21 protein-coding genes are annotated in these 18,706 nt (G+C 62.3%); 15 read left to right on the top strand and 6 right to left on the bottom strand.

Features of this window, described 5'->3' with window-relative positions:
- The first annotated feature begins 62 nt into the window (after positions 1-62).
- The 8 genes from ACTJKL_RS14010 to mucR all read left to right on the top strand — a co-directional run bounded on the left by ACTJKL_RS14010 (position 63) and on the right by mucR (position 6,845).
- Positions 63-2,438 carry a putative monovalent cation/H+ antiporter subunit A gene (locus ACTJKL_RS14010; protein ID WP_440853124.1) on the top strand — a complete coding sequence of 792 codons (2,376 nt, stop codon included), beginning with the start codon at positions 63-65 and terminating at the stop codon, positions 2,436-2,438.
- Entirely contained in the window at positions 2,435-2,854 is a 420-nt protein-coding gene (locus tag ACTJKL_RS14005) for a Na(+)/H(+) antiporter subunit B (protein ID WP_018094534.1), read from the top strand. Before ACTJKL_RS14010 ends, ACTJKL_RS14005 begins: the two co-directional genes overlap by 4 nt.
- Positions 2,854-3,231 (top strand): Na+/H+ antiporter subunit C, encoded by a 378-nt coding sequence (locus ACTJKL_RS14000; RefSeq protein ID WP_018094535.1) that lies wholly within the window; start codon positions 2,854-2,856, stop codon positions 3,229-3,231. Before ACTJKL_RS14005 ends, ACTJKL_RS14000 begins: the two co-directional genes overlap by 1 nt.
- A 5-nt stretch (positions 3,232-3,236) precedes the next feature.
- Entirely contained in the window at positions 3,237-4,802 is a 1,566-nt protein-coding gene (locus tag ACTJKL_RS13995; RefSeq protein WP_440853123.1) for a Na+/H+ antiporter subunit D, read from the top strand.
- Positions 4,799-5,275 carry a Na+/H+ antiporter subunit E gene (locus ACTJKL_RS13990; protein WP_440853122.1) on the top strand — a complete coding sequence of 159 codons (477 nt, stop codon included), beginning with the start codon at positions 4,799-4,801 and terminating at the stop codon, positions 5,273-5,275. The genes ACTJKL_RS13995 and ACTJKL_RS13990 overlap by 4 nt, the downstream gene beginning before the upstream one ends.
- Positions 5,272-5,658 (top strand): cation:proton antiporter, encoded by a 387-nt coding sequence (locus ACTJKL_RS13985; RefSeq protein ID WP_100672007.1) that lies wholly within the window; start codon positions 5,272-5,274, stop codon positions 5,656-5,658. The genes ACTJKL_RS13990 and ACTJKL_RS13985 overlap by 4 nt, the downstream gene beginning before the upstream one ends.
- On the top strand, positions 5,658-6,008 hold the full coding sequence (gene mnhG, locus ACTJKL_RS13980; protein ID WP_100672008.1) for a monovalent cation/H(+) antiporter subunit G: 351 nt from the start codon (positions 5,658-5,660) through the stop codon (positions 6,006-6,008). The genes ACTJKL_RS13985 and mnhG overlap by 1 nt, the downstream gene beginning before the upstream one ends.
- Positions 6,009-6,413: 405 nt before the next feature.
- Positions 6,414-6,845, top strand: a complete 432-nt coding sequence (mucR, locus tag ACTJKL_RS13975) for an exopolysaccharide biosynthesis transcriptional regulator MucR (protein ID WP_018094540.1) — start codon at positions 6,414-6,416, stop codon at positions 6,843-6,845.
- Positions 6,846-7,047: 202 nt separating this feature from the next.
- Here mucR and ACTJKL_RS13970 read toward each other — a convergent pair whose 3' ends face one another.
- Together ACTJKL_RS13970 and ACTJKL_RS13965 are read right to left on the bottom strand one after the other, a co-directional pair.
- Positions 7,048-7,470, bottom strand: a complete 423-nt coding sequence (locus ACTJKL_RS13970; RefSeq protein ID WP_324763099.1) for a SufE family protein — start codon at positions 7,468-7,470, stop codon at positions 7,048-7,050.
- A gap of 179 nt (positions 7,471-7,649) precedes the next feature.
- On the bottom strand, positions 7,650-8,087 hold the full coding sequence (locus tag ACTJKL_RS13965) for a DUF5330 domain-containing protein (protein WP_275596579.1): 438 nt from the start codon (positions 8,085-8,087) through the stop codon (positions 7,650-7,652).
- Between the two features lie 515 nt (positions 8,088-8,602).
- Here ACTJKL_RS13965 and ACTJKL_RS13960 point away from each other — a divergent pair.
- From ACTJKL_RS13960 to ACTJKL_RS13950, 3 genes are all read left to right on the top strand, one after another.
- On the top strand, positions 8,603-10,180 hold the full coding sequence (locus ACTJKL_RS13960; protein WP_440853121.1) for a sensor histidine kinase: 1,578 nt from the start codon (positions 8,603-8,605) through the stop codon (positions 10,178-10,180).
- Entirely contained in the window at positions 10,152-11,105 is a 954-nt protein-coding gene (locus ACTJKL_RS13955) for a peptidoglycan-binding domain-containing protein (RefSeq protein WP_379938986.1), read from the top strand. Before ACTJKL_RS13960 ends, ACTJKL_RS13955 begins: the two co-directional genes overlap by 29 nt.
- An 86-nt stretch (positions 11,106-11,191) precedes the next feature.
- Entirely contained in the window at positions 11,192-11,527 is a 336-nt protein-coding gene (locus ACTJKL_RS13950; RefSeq protein WP_275596577.1) for a DUF1491 family protein, read from the top strand.
- A 171-nt stretch (positions 11,528-11,698) separates the two neighbouring features.
- Here the strand turns inward: ACTJKL_RS13950 and ACTJKL_RS13945 are convergent, their stop codons facing one another.
- Positions 11,699-12,754, bottom strand: a complete 1,056-nt coding sequence (locus ACTJKL_RS13945; protein WP_100672014.1) for a DUF2336 domain-containing protein — start codon at positions 12,752-12,754, stop codon at positions 11,699-11,701.
- Positions 12,755-12,996: 242 nt separating this feature from the next.
- Here ACTJKL_RS13945 and ACTJKL_RS13940 point away from each other — a divergent pair, with 242 nt between their 5' ends.
- The 3 genes from ACTJKL_RS13940 to ACTJKL_RS13930 all read left to right on the top strand — a co-directional run bounded on the left by ACTJKL_RS13940 (position 12,997) and on the right by ACTJKL_RS13930 (position 14,547).
- On the top strand, positions 12,997-13,647 hold the full coding sequence (locus ACTJKL_RS13940) for an SH3 domain-containing protein (RefSeq protein WP_440853120.1): 651 nt from the start codon (positions 12,997-12,999) through the stop codon (positions 13,645-13,647).
- 156 nt (positions 13,648-13,803) lie between these two features.
- Complete coding sequence (locus ACTJKL_RS13935) at positions 13,804-14,088, top strand: hypothetical protein (protein ID WP_440853119.1); 285 nt, start codon at positions 13,804-13,806, stop codon at positions 14,086-14,088.
- 288 nt (positions 14,089-14,376) lie between these two features.
- Positions 14,377-14,547, top strand: coding sequence for a hypothetical protein (locus ACTJKL_RS13930; RefSeq protein WP_013844138.1), 171 nt, complete (start codon positions 14,377-14,379; stop codon positions 14,545-14,547).
- 108 nt (positions 14,548-14,655) lie between these two features.
- Here ACTJKL_RS13930 and ACTJKL_RS13925 read toward each other — a convergent pair whose 3' ends face one another.
- From ACTJKL_RS13925 to ACTJKL_RS13915, 3 genes are all read right to left on the bottom strand, one after another.
- Positions 14,656-15,201, bottom strand: coding sequence for a DUF1254 domain-containing protein (locus tag ACTJKL_RS13925; protein ID WP_018094549.1), 546 nt, complete (start codon positions 15,199-15,201; stop codon positions 14,656-14,658).
- On the bottom strand, positions 15,194-15,781 hold the full coding sequence (locus ACTJKL_RS13920; RefSeq protein ID WP_100672015.1) for a DUF1214 domain-containing protein: 588 nt from the start codon (positions 15,779-15,781) through the stop codon (positions 15,194-15,196). Before ACTJKL_RS13920 ends, ACTJKL_RS13925 begins: the two co-directional genes overlap by 8 nt.
- Positions 15,782-15,878: 97 nt before the next feature.
- Entirely contained in the window at positions 15,879-18,113 is a 2,235-nt protein-coding gene (locus ACTJKL_RS13915) for a transglycosylase domain-containing protein (RefSeq protein ID WP_440853118.1), read from the bottom strand.
- Positions 18,114-18,233: 120 nt separating this feature from the next.
- Between ACTJKL_RS13915 and ACTJKL_RS13910 the strand changes: the two genes are divergently transcribed.
- Complete coding sequence (locus ACTJKL_RS13910; RefSeq protein ID WP_003527370.1) at positions 18,234-18,701, top strand: YcgN family cysteine cluster protein; 468 nt, start codon at positions 18,234-18,236, stop codon at positions 18,699-18,701.
- Positions 18,702-18,706: the final 5 nt, after the last annotated feature.

The following is an 18,706-nucleotide window of genomic DNA, read 5'->3' as shown; positions in this document are numbered from 1 at the left end:
CCATCTTCTATGTCCGGTTAAAGCTTGACTGAAAGATCAAAGACAAGGAGCGTGTCGATACGATGGATGCCGCGGCCCTGACATTCCTGGCCCTCGGTCTTCCCTTTGCCGCGGCCGTCGTCGCGCCGGCCCTGACCCGGCTTCTCGGCGGGAATGCCGCCTGGCTGTTGGCGCTGGCGCCACTCGCCGTCTTCATGCATCTCGCAGGCTTCATTCCGGAAGTCGCCGCCGGCGAGATCGTCACCGGCGGCTATATCTGGATACCATCCTTCAACGTCAGCTTCTCCTGGCTGATCGACGGCTTGTCACTGACATTCGCACTTCTGATTTCGGGCATCGGCACACTGATCGTCCTCTATTCGGGCGGATATCTGAAGGGGCATCCCGACCAGGGCCGCTTCTTTTCGTTCATTCTGATGTTCATGGGCTCGATGCAGGGCCTCGTCGTCTCGGACAGCTTCCTGATGCTCTTCGTCTTCTGGGAGCTGACGTCGATCACTTCGTTCCTGCTGATCGGCTTCGATCACGGCCGCGAGGCGGCGCGCCGCGCGGCTTTGCAGGCTCTGGTCGTGACCGGGGGAGGCGGACTTGCCTTGCTAGCCGGGCTCCTCATCCTGTGGAACGTCAGCGGCGTCACGCAATTTTCGCTGCTGCTGTCCTTCGGAGACGAACTGAAGCAGAGCCCCTTCTATCTCGCGGCGCTGCTCCTCGTCCTCGGCGGCGCATTCACCAAGTCGGCACAGTTTCCGTTTCACTTCTGGCTGCCGAACGCCATGGAAGCGCCGACTCCCGTTTCGGCCTATCTGCACTCGGCGACGATGGTGAAGGCGGGCGTCTATCTTCTGATGCGGCTCAACCCGGTGCTCGGCGGCACGACGGAGTGGCAGGTGCTGTTGCCGCTGTTCGGCGTGACGACGCTCGTCGCCGGAGCCGCCCTGGCAGTGCGCCAGACGGACCTGAAGATGATGCTGGCCTATACGACCATGTCGTCGCTGGGTCTTCTGGTCATGCTGACCGGGCTCGGCCTGCCCTACGCCATTGAAGCCGCAGTGCTTTACCTGGTGGCGCATGCCCTGTTCAAGGGGGCGCTGTTCATGGTGGCCGGCATTATCGATCATGAAACCGGTACGCGCCACCTGACGAAGCTCGGCGGCCTGCGCAGCGCCATGCCTCTGACCTTCGCCATAGCTCTTGCGGCGGCCCTGTCGATGGGCGGCCTTCCGCCCTTTTTCGGGTTCCTTGCGAAAGAGGAAATCTACGCCGCACTCTCCGGTTTCGACCGTCGGTCCATGGTGTTCGCGGCCTTGACCATCCTCGGCAACGGCCTGATGTTCGCCGTCGGCTTCGCGATCGCTCTAAAACCGTTTCTCGGCCCTAAGGTCGATACGCCGAAGCATGCCCACGAGGCACCGGTGCTCCTCTGGATCGGCCCGGCTATCCTGGCTGCGATGGGCCTTTTCATCGCGCTGATGTCGGGCCTCGTTCATCGGTTCGTGACCTCGCCCATGGCCTCGGCCGTTGCCGGCGAGCCGAGAACCGTGACGATATCGCTCGCACCGCATATCGGCGTGCCGCTGTTGCTCTCCGTGGTGACGCTGGCGGTCGGCGTCGTTCTGTTCCTCAATCTGACGCGGCTGCGCGCAGCCATGGCGGTGATCCTTGCCGATATCGGCTGGGGACCGGATCGAGGCTTCGACCAGTTCATACGCGGCCTCGTGCGGTTTGCGGTCGCCGCGACCCGGCGCTTGCAGGGCGGCCGTCTCGATAACTACATGACCGTAACCTTCCTGCTCGTCGCCGCCGTCATGCTCGCATTGCCGCTGCGCTATGGCGAATTCCCGCGCGCACCTTTCTTTCCGGGCGACGTGCCGCTGCACGAGTTCGCGATCATGGCGATCGCGGTGCTTGGCCTCTTCGCCGTGGTGCTGGCCGCGGACCGGCTGACGGCGATCGTGTCGCTCGGAATTCAGGGCTTCGCCGTTGCGATGCTCTTCCTGCTTTACGGCGCTCCGGATCTCGCCTTCACCCAGTTCATGATAGAGACGCTGTCCGTCGTCGTGCTGGCACTGGTGATGACCCGGCTGCGGCTGTCTCCCTCCGATCACCGACCACTCAGACAGAAGCTTCCCGACTTCACAATCGCGCTCGCCTGCGGAATCGGATTCGGCCTTTTCCTACTCCGGGTTACCGGCGTGCCGTTCGATTCGACGCTGACGGAATTCTTCAACCTCTATTCGAAATCGATCGCGCACGGCGCGAACGTGGTCAACGTGATCATCGTCGACTTCCGCGGTACGGATACGCTCGGGGAAATTGCCGTCGTGCTGGTTGCTGGCCTGTCGATCCTTTCCCTCGTGCGGTTGCGGGCGGGATCGTTGAGACGCGGCGAAACGCGCGAGATCGCGGCCGCTGAAGCGAACACGAAGGAGCCGGTATGAAGTCGATCATTTTTCGGACCGTCGCGCCCTTCCTCGCCGGATTGATGATGCTTTTTTCGATCTTTGTGCTGCTGCGTGGCCACAACGAGCCCGGAGGCGGCTTCATCGGCGGGTTGATCGCCGTTTCGGCGCTGGCGATCTACGGCATCGCCCACGGTGTGGAGACGGTGCGGCGGGCGATATTCTTCCACCCGATGGCTATCGCGGGCGCCGGCCTTTTCGCCGCGACCTTGGCGGGACTTGCGTCACTTTTCGCGCGGGTGCCGTTCATGACCGGGCTGTGGATTTATCCCTCCTTTTTCGGCGTCGAGGTTCCGCTCTCCACGGTCATGCTGTTCGATACTGGGGTCTACCTGGTCGTCGTCGGTGCCATCAGTTCGATCGCGCTGTCGCTTGAAGAAAGAGGGGGCGCCTGATGGAGACCTGGTTTTCCCTGCTGGTCACTTTCTTCTTCACCGTCGCCATTTACCTGCTTCTGTCGAAATCCATCATCCGCGTCCTCCTGGGCGTGGCGATCCTGGGAAATTCGGTGAACCTCCTGATCTTCACCGGCGGCCGCCTGACGCGCGACGTACCGCCGGTCATAGCGGAGGGTGCCGATGTGCTTTCCGGTCCGGCGGCCAATGCCTTGCCGCAGGCGCTGATCCTGACCGCCATCGTGATTTCCTTCTCCTTCTTCGCCTTTCTCCTCGTTCTCGCCTGGCGCGCCTATGAAGACCTCGCGACAGACAACACGGACGAGATGCGTGTTGCGGAACCGGTGAACGAGCCGGCGCCGCCACTGGGATACTGACGCACATGGCCGTTTCCACCCCCGCTCCCGTCGACCTTTCCGCGGCCCTGATGCTGACCCCGGCGTCGGCCGTTGAATGGCTCGTCGTTCTGCCCGTCGCCTGGTGTCTGGCCGTCGGCGCGCTCCTCGTGATGCTTCGTCGCTGGGCCGGCCTCCAGCCCGCAATAGCGCTTGCGAGCCTGGCCGTTCTGGTTTTGATCGACGTGGCGCTGCTCGATCACGTCGCAAGAAACGGGCCGACGACCATGGTGATGGGGCGCTGGCTGCCGCCGTTCGGCATCGCCTTCACGGTCGACCTGACCGGTGCGCTCTTTGCCCTGGTGGCGGCCTTGGTCGCTTTTGCGGCCGGCATCTTTTCGCTGGCCGATATCAACGACAGCGGCCGGCGCTATGGTTTCTATCCGCTGCTGATGCTGCTGATGGCCGGCGTTTCGGGAGCCTTCCTGACAGGGGATATCTTCAACCTCTATGTCTGGTTCGAGGTCCTGCTGATTTCCTCCTTCGGGCTTCTGGTCCTCGGCTCCGAGCGCGGGCAGATCGACGGGACGGTGAAGTACGGCTTTCTGAACCTGGTCGCAACGACGCTGTTCCTCGTCGCTACCGGCTTCCTCTACGCCGTGTTCGGCACGCTCAACATGGCCGATATCGCGCGCAAGGCCGACGAACTGCGCGTCAATGCGCCGTTGATGACTTTGGTCGGACTCTATGTTCTTGCCTTCGGCATGAAGGCGGCCGCGTTTCCCTTGAACTTCTGGTTGCCTGCTTCCTACCATACCCCTCGCGTCGTCGTGTCGGCGCTCTTTGCCGGCCTGCTCACCAAGGTCGGTATCTATGCGTTGATCCGGGTGACGGTCATGCTCTTCCCGATCGAAAGGGAGGAATTGAGCTTCGTACTGGCGCTCGTCGGTGCCCTGACGATGATGGTCGGCGTTCTCGGCGCGCTCGCGCAAACGGATTTCCGGCGCCTTCTCGGCTACCTCGTCGTTTCGGGCATAGGTTCGATGCTTGCAGGCATAGCCATCGGCGGACCGGGCGGCATTGGCGGCGCGATCTTCTACGCGCTCCATTCGATGCTGGTGATGACGGGCCTTTATTTCGCCTCCGGGATCGCAATGCGCCTCGGTGCAGACAGCTCGATCGCAACGCTTGCGGGCCTTTACCGCAAGCATGCGGGGTTTGCGGCGCTGACCTTGATGCTGTGCTTCGCCATTTCGGGGCTGCCGCCCTTTTCCGGCTTCTGGCCGAAGGTCATGCTGGTGAAGGCGGCCATCGATATCGGCGCCTGGTGGCTTGCCGCCGCGCTCCTTCTCGTCGGCTTCTTCACCATGATTGCGACCGGCCGCCTTTTCCTCCTGGCCTATTGGCGAGACAGCGCAATACCCGAGGCGGCCGCCGGCCCGGCCCCCCTGTCCGCGACGGCCCTGGGTCCGCTTGCAGCACTTACGCTTCTGGCGCTTGCGCTCGGCCTCTATCCCGAACCGCTGCTTGCGACGATCCAGAGCGCCGCAGCCGGTCTTGCAGAGCCGTCCGCTTACCTGAATTCAGTCTTTCCCGCAGGAGGTCCGCAATGAAATTCCTGCTGACCAACCTGGTCTTTACGCTTATCTGGGGGGCAATCAGCGCCAGCTTCAGGCCCGCTAACCTCCTGCTGGGCTTCGCGGCCGGCGCCTTGTCGCTCTGGTTGATCCGGCGTGAGCTGCGCCCGGTGGCTTACCCGCTGAGACCGTTGCGGCTGCTGTTGCTCGCATTGTTGTTTTTCAAGGAGCTCGCGATTTCCGCAACGAAGGTCGCAATTCTGGTTCTCCGCTCGAACATGGCGCTGAAGCCTGGCATTTTTGCCTATCCGCTCGCGCTCAGGAGTGACTTCGAGATAACGCTGCTCGCCAATCTGATCACGCTGACGCCGGGTACGCTGTCGGTGGATGTCTCCGAAGATCGCAAGACCCTCTACGTCCATGCGCTCGATTGCGCCGACCCGGGGGCTCTACGGCGAGACATCGCCGGCGGCTTCGAACGTCGAATTCGGGAGGCCTTCGAACGATGACGCCCGCTGCAGTCCTGAGCACGGCCTCCGGCGTGGCGCTCGTGCTTCTCTCTCTCGCGCTGCTGTTGACGGTGCTGCGCATCATTCGCGGGCCGACTCTTCCGGACCGGGTGCTGGGCCTCGATATGCTGGTGGCGATTGCGATCGGCCTGATCGCGGTGATCGCTGTGAGAACCGGCTTCTATCTCTACATCGATATCGCGATCGCCCTCGGGCTCGTCGGCTTTCTTGCGACGGTCGCTTTCGCCCGCTTCATCCTGGCGCGCGGTCTCTCGCCGGAGCGCATGACGCCGGGCGCAACTGACCTGGCCCAGGCAAAGCCGTCGTCGACGCGCTCGCGCGCGGGACAGGCCGGGCGCCGCAAACGCAAGGGAGCGCGTTGATGGTTCTGCAAATCATCGCCTACCTCGTTGCGCTGATCATGATTGTCGGCGCCTGCTTCTCGCTGCTTGCCGCGGTTGGCCTCATCCGCTTCCCCGACCTTTACACCCGCATGCATGCGGCCTCGAAAGCCGGTACCGTCGGTTCGGGTCTGCTGCTCTTTGCGGCCGGGCTGCATTCGCTCGATGCCGCCGTCTTCGTGCGCGCACTTGCGGGATTTGGCTTCTTCGTGCTGACGGCACCGATCTCGGCCCATCTATTGGCAAAAGCCGCGCATCAAGCGGGCTACAGGATGACAAAACGATCGGTGATAGATCAGCTTCCCCATAAGGAAGAGCCGCGCGGGCATTGACGGGCAGCATTTCTGACTCTGTATTTGAGGACAATTTTGCCGAGCGTGACAATTTTAGCAACTCGGAATAAAGTTGCTGCATGCCGATAAATTTATGTTTGGACTTTTGGCAGATCAGTGTTAATGCAGTAAATGCAAAGTGTCGTCGTGGAAAATACTTTGAGATGAAATTCCAGCCTGAGTTGTGATGCTTGTCCGTTGCTTTGAGGTGTCGGCCGCTTTGGCGCCTTGGTGACGGTTCTTCCCTCTCGCAATTCGAGCCTTGATGTTGCGGCAGAACCGCAGTCTCCATTGCGAGATCGCGGTCGGTTCCGAGGCGGCAAGCGCTGATTGACGGCATTTTGTACATCCTCCCCCTGGAACTCTGTTTCAGGTTTCGTCGCTGGATTCCGATAGGAGAAAGAAATGACAGAGACTTCGCTCGGTGCGAGCAATGAACTCCTGGTTGAGCTTACGGCGGAGATCGTTGCCGCCTATGTAAGCAACCACGTGGTTCCGGTTGCCGAGCTGCCGACGCTGATAGCCGACGTGCATTCGGCTCTCAACAACACCACGGCTCCTGCACCGGTGGTCGTCCCGGTGGAAAAGCCGAAGCCCGCGGTTTCGGTCCGAAAGTCGGTGCAGGACGACCAGATCACATGTCTCGAATGCGGCGGCACCTTCAAGTCGTTGAAGCGGCATCTGATGACGCACCACAACCTTTCGCCGGAAGACTACCGAGACAAGTGGGATTTGCCTGCGGATTATCCGATGGTCGCGCCGGCATACGCGGAAGCACGCTCGCGGCTCGCCAAGGAAATGGGTTTGGGACAGCGTCGGAAGCGCCGCGGCAAGTGATCCGGGCGGCCCCACGGGGCCATCGGGAACGCGCAACGCCTGAGTTGTGTCATAAAGGCCGGCCGGTTCATTCGGGCCGGCTTTTTCAGGACGTTTAAGTATTTCATTGAAACACTGACACGCTGCCACCCGTTGAAGCTACGCGCTTCCGGACGAAAAACCGTTACGCACTTGTCCTGGAAGTGCTCTGACTCTTCGCCGGTCAGGCAGGCAGGCGTCCTTCGGCTTCGCTCTTGATACGCCGGATCATCGAGCGCAGGCCGTTCGCGCGTTGCGAGGAAAGATGTTCGATGAGGCCGATCTTGCCGAAGATGTCGAGAGCGTCGGTTTTGGTAATTTCCGAAGCACGCTTGCCGGAGAAGATGGCGAGGACGATTGCCACGAGGCCGCGCACGATATGCGCATCCGATTCTCCCTCGAAGGTGAGAAGCGGGTCTTCCGTATCGCCGGTCGCATGGGTCACGAGCCAGACCTGGCTGGCACAGCCCTGCACCTTGTTCTCGCTCGTCCTCGAGGCTTCCGGCATCTCGGGCAGGTTCTTGCCAAGTTCGATCACATAGCGGTAGCGATCTTCCCATTCGTCGAGAAATGCAAAGTCGTCGATGATCTGGTCAAGTGAAGTCATGCTATGTCCGGCTTTCGGCGCCCGCTGCGTAGCGCAGTCCGCGTGTAACTGCTTCAATCGCAGTGCGGGCGCATCGTTTCACCTTCATATAGGAGAGGCGGGCCGCAAAGAGAACAGGCAATCGCGTTTCCCCGCGCTGCCACGCCCCAACGATCAGTCTTGCTTCTCCGCGGCAGGGCTTACTTCCCGGAAGCCGGACCGGGATCGAGGCGGTGTTCCGGAACCGGCATACGCTTGAATGCTTGTTCGGCCTTCTCGGTCGCTTCCGCCGAAGGGATACTTTCTGCCGGTGCGACGGTACCGGTCATGACCTTGACGTCGGGAGCGGCGGCGTCGCCTTCCGCGAACTGGGTGTTGAGAAACTCATAGGCGATGCGAGCGCCTTCGCGGGCGCGATGTCCGAGGGCGACGAAAGTCTCCGCACCCTTCTCGCAGACGTCCGGCTTCTCTACGCAGATCGCGCTTATATATTGAAAGGCTTCGTTCGCGGCAGAGAATGTGCCGCCGATCTCCATCTTCGGGCCGTGCTCGAGCTTCTCGCTGCTCGACGGATCGAGAAACGGCAGCAGCACCAGCACCAGCGAGAACCAGAACGTCGCCTTTACGAGAAACCACATCTTGCGCCATCCTCTTTTGCCTTCGGCTCCGGCCGTGGTGTTTACGCTTCGAAACTAGCGCGGGAATCACAAGGCCGCTTTTCCAGAAACAACGGTATTTGCTTCAAATTTTATTGAAATTCAGGGATCAGCATATTCGTGCAGACGCTTTTCCCTGCATTTCAGCGGCCGTCGTTAACGCTCGTGGCTGAGGTCTCGGCCTCAAGCCTCGCGTTCCCGGCACCGGATAGTGGCGATGCCTGCCCAAATCGTTAACGCGAGCCGAAAAATCCACGAAAATCCGCTGCTTACGCACCGTTAACCACATCTGACGATGCTCGCTCGGATTGCCTCAAATCGGGAACTTTCGGTCGCCCCGGACGCCTCCGGAGAGCGGCCGTTTATTCTTTCATTAAGTCAGGGGTGCGAGATTCGGGTCATCACGAGGCGGTCGTCCGCGACGACGCGGAACGGTCCGAAATTGCCTCGCAAGAACGACAAATTCGGCAGGGCAAGGCGTGAGTTTATTGCGTGACATGGCTGGCAGATGGACATCCTTTGTGGATGAAGCGGCCGCACCCTGGCTGCCGCGCGGCGGCCTGGGCCCAGCAATTGCGCGTCACGACTTCAGACGCTTGCGTGCCGTCGCTGCCGTATCCCTGACCGCGCTGCCGATCGTCCCGCTCGCGCTGACCCTGGCATTGCCCGTATCCGCCGCGCTGCCGGCGGGAGCGGCGCTTTGGGCCTCGGCGTCCCTGCTGGCCGCGGCTGCAGCCATTGCGAGCGGCCGCGATTTCCCGGCGGCCGGCGAGGTGGAACTCGCGCCTGCACCGGAACTGCCCGATCTCAATGCGGCATATAATCTCTTTGCGGGTTTGGTGACCGTCCACGATACCCGGGGCCACGTCCTGTCCGTCCACGGCCGCGATGCGAGTGAGTATCTGAAACTGATGCGCGATCCGCATGGGCGCGGCTTCATCGAGCAGATCCATGTATCGGATCGCATCGCCTTCCTGAGAGCGATTGATTCGCTGCGCCTGGACAGCGAGCGCTCTGCCGTGGACATCCGTCTCGAACGGACGTCGGCGGATGGCGCTCAATTCGCACATATCTACTGCGAGATGACGCCGATTCGAGACGCTGAAGGAAATCTCCTTGCGATTGTCGCCCAGTCTCGCGATGTTTCCGAAGAGGCCCGCTTGCAGGCAGAGGCGGCCGCCAAGGCAGCACATGCCGAGTCGGCCAACGATGCCAAAACGCGGTTCCTTGCGGCCGTCAGCCATGAATTGCGCACGCCGCTCAATGCCATCCTCGGCTTTTCGGACGTGCTTGCAGGCGAATATTTCGGCAAGCTCGAAAACGATCGCCAGCGCGAATACGTGTCGCTGATCCATCAATCCGGCACGCATCTTCTCTCGGTCGTCAACACGATGCTCGATATCAGCAAGATCGAAGCAGGCCGTTACGAGCTTCTCCTCGAACCGTTCCGTGTCGCCGAGGCGATCGCCGCCTGCGAGGCCATGCTGTCGCACCAGGCGCGCGAAAAAGGCGTGCGGCTGACGAGCCGCGTCACCCGTTCCGTCGGCGAGATCAATGCGGACCAGCGCGCCTTCCAGCAAATCCTCATCAATCTCATCGGCAACGCCATCAAGTTTACCGACCGCGGCGGGCTTGTCACGGTGGATGCCGCACTTGAAGGCAACATGCTGAAGCTGACGGTCAGCGACACCGGGATCGGGATCGCTGCGGACAAGCTGCAAATGCTCGGCCAACCTTTCGTCCAGATTCAGAATGACTATACCCGCCGCTACGAGGGTACCGGACTCGGCCTCTCGCTGGTCAAGGGACTTGCCGAACTGCATGGCGGCGATTTTGCGATCCGCAGCGCCGAGGGGGAGGGTACCGTTATCGTCGTAACCATTCCCAGCGATGCCGCAGGCGCGGCAGAAAGGGAGTGCGCGAATGCGCCCGTCACAGTGGAGTTTCCGCCGCGATTGAAGCAGCACGCAGACGGAAAGAGCGAAACCGGAGTGCCGGCGCTCTCCGAGGCTTTCCACACCGTAGAAATTGACAGGGAAGGGGGACATGGCGCCGCGCAAGCGAAAACAGCCTGAGCGCAAGCGGGCGGCGCGGCGCGGAGCGGGTCTGGCCTTGCGCGGACTCGCCGTCGTCGGCCGTGGTCTGGTGCTCACCGGTCGCCTGATTTCCCGCCATCCGGTGAGCGCCGGCGGGTCGGCGATCTTTGCCGTCGTCTTCAGTTTCGTCGCCGCAAACGCCATGTGGTACCAGAACGGTACTCATCCCTCGCCGCTTCTGCGTACCCGCGTGCCCCTCGTCAGTCCCGAAGTGGCCGAACGCCTTGCGGCTGCCAAAGGCGAGCCGGTCGAGCAGCGCGATGTTACCACCTTCGTCATAGAGCGGGAGGGGAACGCGAAAGCCGGCGATGCGGCAACGGACGGGCCCAACGAACGGCAGGCGTCGCTTCCGGCGCAGGACTCACCGGATGCGCCCGGCAGCACGGTCTCGACGCTGGTTGCGGACATCCAGAAGGAACTGGCAAGGCTCGGCTTTTACGAAGGAGCGCCGGACGGCCGAAGCGGTCCGAAGACCTCGGCGGCGATCCTCCGCTTCGAAAAGCAAGCCGGCCGTATGGAGACGGGTGCGCCGAGTGACGATCTGCTTCGGGCACTGCGCAACGCCGGCGGCTCCCCGCCGGCAGTTGCGACGCCCGCCAACCGGCCCTATGCCGACCCGAAGACTGTTCCGGCCGAGGCAGATCCGGTCGCCGCTGCCATCCGCAGCGCCGAGAAGGAGAACGCGCTCGGCTCCCGCACGGAGGTTCCCGTGTCGAGCGAAATGGTGATGAACATCCAGAAGGGGCTGAGCAATCTCGCCTATGCGGATGTCGTCGTCGATGGCGTTGCCGGCGATCAGACGCGCGCCGCCATCCGCCATTTCGAAAAACACTATCGTCTTCCTCAGACCGGAGAGCCCAACCCCAAGGTTCTCAAGAAGCTTAAGGAAATCGGAGCGCTCTGACGGCCAGAGCAAGAGGATCAGTTGCGCACCACTGCCGGTCGACCGCTCCGTTTGCATCTCGCCGGTCGCGCGTGTATCAGCTGTGCATGCGCCTGAAGTCCCACATTTTCGTCTCCTCGCTTTTGCGGAACGCCTTTGGACGCGGCGGGTATGCGGCTGTGCTGCGCAAGGGAGCGGAGGACGCCGGCGCGATCTTCATCCGGCAGCGCGGACGATCGGGCTACGAGACGCTTTATGCGCCGGCGCCGCAGAATTTCTTCGATGGGGAAGGAGATACGTCGCGCCGCTTCGAGGTGCGATTGCGTGGCGCCGAGGCCGACGCCGTCGAACGGGCGCTTTCCTCGGAAATCCGCTTCGACCCGGACTGCTGGATTGTAGAGCTGGAACTCGACGACTGCAGCGATCTGTTCGATCTGGTTTGAGACCTGTCGAGATTCGGGACACCCGCCGCAGTTTGCTCGCTCTCCTCATTCCTGTGCTTGTCACGGGAATCCAGCCGGACCAAGTCCTTGGGCTGAAAGAACTCCTCCCGCGCCCGTAGCAATTTGAGCTGCTGGATGTCGTTGTGCTTTGATCGGCTACGATCAACGGATCTAGAACTGGCCGAAGCCTCGCTTTGGTTGGACGGCCTTGCTTTGACGCGCAATCGGTTGCGCGTCGTGCCGGCGCGGGTCCGCGGCTCGATTATCCGCAAGCAGGCTCTCATGCCGTCCTGGCTTCGGCCCGTTTGCATCGGCGCGAACCCAGGACGCCACCCGTTCGCCGCTCGCCTGCCGGTCGAGACTTCCGATCAGCGCTTCGGCGCGGTTGCCGCCGCCGATTCTTTCGGAAAGATGGGGATAGAGCGCCTCGAGCACGCGGCTTTCCTCGTCCGCCGGGAAGGCGAGAGCTGCAAGCGTCGCGGCGAGTTGCTGGCCGGAAACATCGAGCAATATCCGGTCGGTGAGTGCGCGGCTTGCTCCGAGCGCGTCTGCCAGGGCCGTGGAGAAGAGGGTCGCTTCGCCATTGCGCGCAAAACGGACGAGCAGCGCGCAATGCAGCTCGCTGACGGGTTGGATCGACGAGGTGCCGTTCTTCTCCTGTGATCCGACGCGCGCCAGCGCCTTGATTTCCGCGCGCAGCTTTTCTTCGCGATCGGCGGCTGCGGCAGCCGGCTGCGGATCGCTCGCCGCCGGGCGACTGGCGCCGTCGTGAAGACGTGCGGGGAGAGGAGCGGACTGATGATGCTCGACGAGCGCGTCGATCACCGAAGGCGAAAGGCTCTCCCGACGGGCAATGGCGTTCGCATGGCCCTGCCCTTGCTGGCGAATGATGGAAATGAGCACGCCGTCGGAAATCGCTGTCGCACGGGCAAGGAAGGCGGCGGCGATCGAAATCGGCATGCTGCCGATCAACAGGGCCACCGGCTCCGGCACGTGCGGGCATTGGGATAGTGCCGCCGCCGCCTGTCGGCGGGCCTCGTTGCTGGAGCCGAGGAAGAGCGGCTCGAACAGCTCGGCAAACTGCTTCATGTCGGACCTGCTTGGAATCCGAAGGCTCTCGAAGCCGGTGACAGTCGCCATCAGCACGACGTCCTTCAACCGCCCCGTCTGCGGCCGTTCCAACTCACGAAACCGGTTTGTCACGACATATCCTAAAACGCAAAGCATGACGGCATTCCGATGGCTCGGAACGACACACGTGTCTAAAACTAGATCGAAATCGTTAGCGCAGCATTAACTATGGACGTTGGGGCTTTATTCAGGCTTGCGTCATTCTGGTGACGAGCCGCCCCGGCAGCGGAGGCCGCTTTCCTCAGCCATAAAAAGTCCACAAGCGCTCCTATTTGATCCGATTGACGGCAAACGCCGGAAGCGAGTCGGGCTGCGGCCTCTCATGTGGGAGTTGATTTGTGAAGAAAATATTCTTGCGGGCAGCGGCTGCCTTTGCGCTGCTGCTCATGCCCGCGGCCGCATCGGCGGCCGAAGGTTTTGCCACTGCCAATGTCAATATGCGCTCGGGACCGAGTACATATTATCCAGCTGTAACGGTCATTCCGGTCGGCGAATCGGTGGAAATTCACGGCTGCCTGTCGGAAAGCCCCTGGTGCGACGTTTCCTTCTATGGCGGGCGGGGATGGGTCGCAGGCCGATACGTGCAGGCCGCCTATCGCAGCAGCCGGGTCTATGTGGAGCCGGAATACTACCGTCCGCTCGGCATTCCGACGGTCGTCTTCGAGTTCGACAGCTATTGGGATCGGAACTACCGCGGCCGGGATTTCTATCGCCATCGCGACCGCTGGAGGCATGACCGCGATTGGGATCGCGAGCGTGAACGCGACCGGCCGGAATGGGATCGCCGCCAAGTGCGGGAACGCCGAGACTGGGAGCGTGACCGGGAAAGGGAGCGGCGCGAATGGGAATCGGAGCGCGGCCGTGACGATGACCGCTGGCGGCGGGGGATCGAGGGCGCTGAACGGGAACAGTCGCGCCGCGAGCGCCGTTACCACGGGCAGAGGACGATCGCGGAATGCGACGGCGGCGATTTCCGCTGCGAAGAGTAGGCGCGGCGATTCGGCCGCTTCACTCCAGGGTGGGCGGCGATCGTCGCCGCCCTTCCTTGAGCCGCTGGTTCTTGCGTCGTCCTGATGGGAACCAATCCGGCCTCGACGCGTTGAAAACGCGCAAAGGGTGATACCGGAATGGCAAGGAGCGGAGAGATGGCGGAGAAGAATCTGGCGGCAGTCGGTGCAGAGACGGGTGCCCAAACGCGGGCGTCCGGCGCACAGGCCGAATTGGAATCCCAGGTCCAGGAACTGAAGGCAGAGATCGCCCGGCTGACGGAGACCGTCTCGGCCATTGGCACCGGAGCCAAGGCGATCGTGCAGGGGGAAGCGGAACTGATGACGCAGCGCGTCCGGGAGCGCGTTCGGGAAGAACCGATTTCGACATTGCTGACGGTTGCGGGTGTGGCTTTCCTTTTCGGTTTGATTGCAAGGCGCTGACGGACGGATTGCCGGATTTGCAAATCCCCCAGGATTGAGGATTGCGCGAGGTTAATGCGTCATGGTCTGGATTAACAAACGGTTAACCAGGCTGTGGCTCAATCGGCACAAGGCGGCTATTATCGCCTCGCCTCTTATGCCGAAACGGACGACATCCGGGTGACCGGAAGAAGGAGTGACTGAGAAGGGCGCGTCTGTCCGGGCACCCGGAAAATGCGTCAGCCCGAAAACGGGCAGGGTGAAATCTGTACGGTAGTTCATCCGTCTCGTGAGACTATGGAGACGAGCATGGCAGACGTAATCAGAATGCAGGACCGGATCGTCAAACGCCCTCGACGGCGTCCTGTCGGGAAGGGCGGCGCCAAGGTGTTGTTCTTCACAGGAATCCGTTACGAGAGGCTGGACGGCCGCGGACCGCAGCCAACTGCCCCGGCTGGCCGCCAGGCCAAGAAGCAGTAAACCCGCGGGCAAAGCGCCGGCAGCGCCCGCCCGGGCGGTGCGCCCGTTCGCCGCCCGACTTCGACCACTTCGATTTCAGTTTCCCCCAAATCGCCGTTACCTTCGCCTCTACCGCTGGAAGGGCTCGCACCTCGACTCCGCAAGGAATGTGCGGACCAGGTCCTCGAAGCTGTCGAGAGGTGCCAGGGCTCGAAGAACTGCGTAACCTTCCTCGTCCTTCATCTCGATCATGATCGATTGCGCCAGCGCTTCGGGCGGCGACTTGCGCAGCTCGACGAGCTGGATCGGTGTGGCGACCACGAGGTCGAGATCGCCATGGACGGCTGTCTGGTCGTTCATGCTGAAGACCTCGTTCGACCCGCTGTCGAAGATCGCAAGCGACCAGAAGGGCACGTCGCCGCGCCCGACGAAGCGAGCCGGAGCGTCCGCCACCGAGAAGCTGCAGACGGCCGTACGCAGGAAGGGGTCGGCGTTGTTCAGGCCTGTCGGCCCCGGTTCGGCGGTCAGCGGAAAGAAGCTGTCCATTTCGAGCAGGCCGAGCACGCGCGTATAGGCATCGCGGCCGGTGAACTGGGGCAGGGCGAGCACGATCACGATATGAAGAAGCGCCGCTCCGACGAGACCGACGAGAATGGCGAAGATGATGCTACGCATGCCCGCACCCGGTTTTTGCGATCTTCGGCATTGCGAGGTCGATCAAGCCGGAGGACCCTGCCGTCGGCGTGTCCAGAAGGGTCAGCACGAGCGCGAAGCTGCCCGTCCGGGGTATCGCCAGCCAGTTGTCGGGCTGGGCAACCGGGGAAACGTGGATGACGAAGCGGCTGTCCTCGGCGCGCAGGACGGTCCAGGAATTGATTGCGGAGGGCAGGTCCGGCCCCGGCAACAGCGCGGTCCCGTCCGCCGCCGCCGCATAAAGGGTCCAGAACCGCGCCGGCGGTGTCATACCCGAAATGTCATAGGAGCAGGCGGCCGAGAGGCGCGCACCGGTATCGTCCGTGAGCGCGGTAAAGGCCAGTCCCTCGGCGCCGCCATAGAGCAATTCGCCTGCCCGGGCGCGGTGCGCCTTGGCATAGGGATCGGCGGAGACGGTCTGCGCTTCGGGAAAAGCGATCCAGGGACCGATCGCGATCGAGCCGAAACCGACGGTCGCCTTCAGCGCCCATACGGCCGTCCCGATTCCGCCGCCGAACGCGACGATGAGGGCAAGAGCGACAAGGAGGGGAACTCGAAACAAGTGGCGGCTCTATCGAATGTTGCGTCGTTTACCCTGTCGGCGCTCGTAGGGGCGCCGCTCGGCCTGTGCGCCAGAGAACGGATTTCTGACTGCAAAGTCAATTGTTTGTCGTGCCGGGCATGGTCCGTATGTTCACGCCGCGATCCGTCGGCTCGAGCACGGCAACCTTGCCGCCGGGCCTTTCGCGCGCCTTGAGCGGTTGCGCTTTCTCGAATGTGTCGCCGATCTTTTTCAAGAGCCGGGTTACGTCGGCGGATAATGACCGCGGCCGCACGAGCGGCGGCAGGGCGTTCTCGTCCGGCTTCGCAGTTTCGGCGACCCGCTCCTTCGCCGGTTTGGCGGGTGCGATTTCGATGCCCGGAATCGCGCGGTGCTCGATCCCCTGTTCGGCATAGTCCATCAGCCGCTTGAAGGTCATCGCCGGGAGAGATCCGCCGGTCATTTCATCGGTGGAGGTATAGTCGTCATTGCCGAACCAGACGGCCGTGGTGTAGTCGCCGGTGAAGCCGACGAACCATGCGTCGCGATAAGCCTGTGTCGTTCCGGTCTTGCCGCCGGTGACGATCCCGTTGTCGAGGGCTGCGCGCCGCGCCGTCCCGATGACCGGAATCTGCGTCAGGATGCGGTTCATCGACGAGACCGCCTGTTCGCTCAGAACCCTGCGTGGCGGCGGCGCGTCGCGCCCGAAGTCGTAGAGAATGTCGCCGTCATAGTTGAGAATCTGGCTGATGCCGTGGCGTTGCGACTGGAACCCGCCCGCCGGAAAGACCGCATAGGCCGTCGCCTGATCGAGCACGGTCACTTCGGAGGTGCCGAGCGGCATGGTCTTGTCGGTCCGAACCGGGGTCTCGACGCCCATTCTCCTGGCGGTCTCGGCAATGATTTCGGTACCGAGCTTGTCCTTGGCGAGGCGGACCGGAATAGTGTTGATCGATCTGGCGAGCGCGTTCATCATCGTTACCCGGCCGGCATATTTGCGGCCGTAGTTCTGCGGCGACCAGCCGCGCCAGGTGATTGGCGCGTCCACGACCACGGTTTCCGGTGTCATGCCCTTTTCCATCGCGGCAGCGTAGGTATAGACCTTGAAGGACGACCCCGGCTGGCGCAGCGCGCGCGTGGCGCGGTTGAACTGGCTTTCGCCGTAGTCGCGGCCGCCCACCATCGCCCGCACCGCGCCGCCATGCTCGACCATGACGAGAGCGCCCTGCTTGACCTTGTAGCTCTCGCCATATTGCCTGAGGCCCGATTCGACCGCTTCCTCGGCTGCTTGCTGCAGCCCCATGTCGATCGTCGTGCGCACGATCAGCGAATGCTGCGCGAAGGGAGCGGCAATGCGCTGGACCTCTTCGAAGGCCCAGTCGAGGAAGAAATCCGGTGCCTTGACCTGAGCACGATCGACCACCGAGGCTGGGGTCAGGCGGGCGGCGATCACCTGTCCTTCCGTCATCAGCCCACCCTGTACGAGATTGCTCAGGACCTCGTTGGCGCGGGCACGCGCCGCCGGCAGGTTCACATGGGGGGCATAGCGCGCCGGCGCCTTGAAGAGACCGGCGAGCATCGCCGACTCGGCAAGATTGACGTCGGTAATCGCCTTGCCGAAATAGAACTGCGCCGCCGCTGCCGCGCCGAAGGTGCCGCCGCCCATATAGGCGCGGTCGAGATAGAGGCGGAGGATTTCCTTCTTCGACAGGTTGGATTCGAGCCAGACAGCAAGAAAGGCTTCCTTGATCTTGCGCTCGATCGTCCTCTCGTTCGAGAGGAAAAGGTTCTTGGCCAGTTGCTGCGTGAGGGTGGAGCCGCCTTGAACGACCCCGCCGGCGCGAGCGTTCTCGGTCATGGCGCGTGCGAGCCCGAGAAAATCTATGCCCCAATGGTCGAAGAAACGCCTGTCTTCCGTGGCGAGGACCGCCTTTATGAGGTGATCGGGCAGCTCGTCGATCGGGACGGAATCCTCGTGGATGATGCCCCGGTGGCCGATCTCGTTGCCGTAGCGGTCAAGAAAAGTGACTGCGAAATCGCTTTGCGCCCGCCAGTTGCCCTTGGTTTCCTCGAAAGCGGGAAGGGCGAGCGCCAACATCAGCACCGAGCCCGCCGCGCCAAGGGTCATTCCCTCGCCGAGCACTTCGAAGAACGCTCTTTTCCAGCCACGCACGCGAAAACGGCGGAAGAAGATGGTGGTGTCCTCCCACCACTCACCGAGCCGGAATCCTGCACTCCATACGGTCGAATCGATCCAGGAATCGATCCGAAGAAAGATGTGTCGCCTTTTCGGCCGGTTGTCCTCTTTCCTCGGTTCCTGCACGGCTTTCATGTCCCGAAGGTTCTGCCTCATGACGATATTTGCACGGGGCGGCAATCCAATCTACTTGCATATCGCGCAACCCGCCTTAAAAAACCGGCAATTTTCTGCGAAGTTTCAAAGTTGGCTCGGATTTTACGAAAGTGTGACTTTATGGGCGAAATGCCTTTCTGGAAGACGAAAGGTCTCGAGGAGATGACCGGCGCGGAGTGGGAGAGCCTCTGCGATGGTTGCGGGCTCTGTTGTCTCAACAAGCTCGAGGATTGGGACAGTTCCGAGATCGCCTGGACTTCGATCCGCTGCACCCTGCTGGATGGCGAAAGCTGTCGCTGCAAGGACTATGACAATCGCCAGGCAACCGTCCCGGACTGCATCCAGTTGACGCCGAAAGCGGTGCGCGAAATCAGCTGGCTGCCGCCGACCTGCGGCTACCGTCTGGTTGCCGAAGGCAGGGATCTCTATTGGTGGCACCCGCTCGTCTCCGGCGATCCGGAGACCGTGCATGCGGCCGGCATATCCGTGCGCGGACGCACCGTCGCCGAGGACGGCATCGACATCGAAGATTATGAAGATTATCTCGTGACCTGGCCACTGGAGGTCGGCAGGGAACCGGCCGATTAGGGCAC

It is taken from the genome of Sinorhizobium sp. 22678 (assembly GCF_052044265.1).
Classification (GTDB): domain Bacteria; phylum Pseudomonadota; class Alphaproteobacteria; order Rhizobiales; family Rhizobiaceae; genus Sinorhizobium; species Sinorhizobium meliloti_A.
The sequence above is the reverse complement of the archived record's forward strand: the minus strand, read 5'-3'. Positions and strand labels throughout refer to the sequence as shown.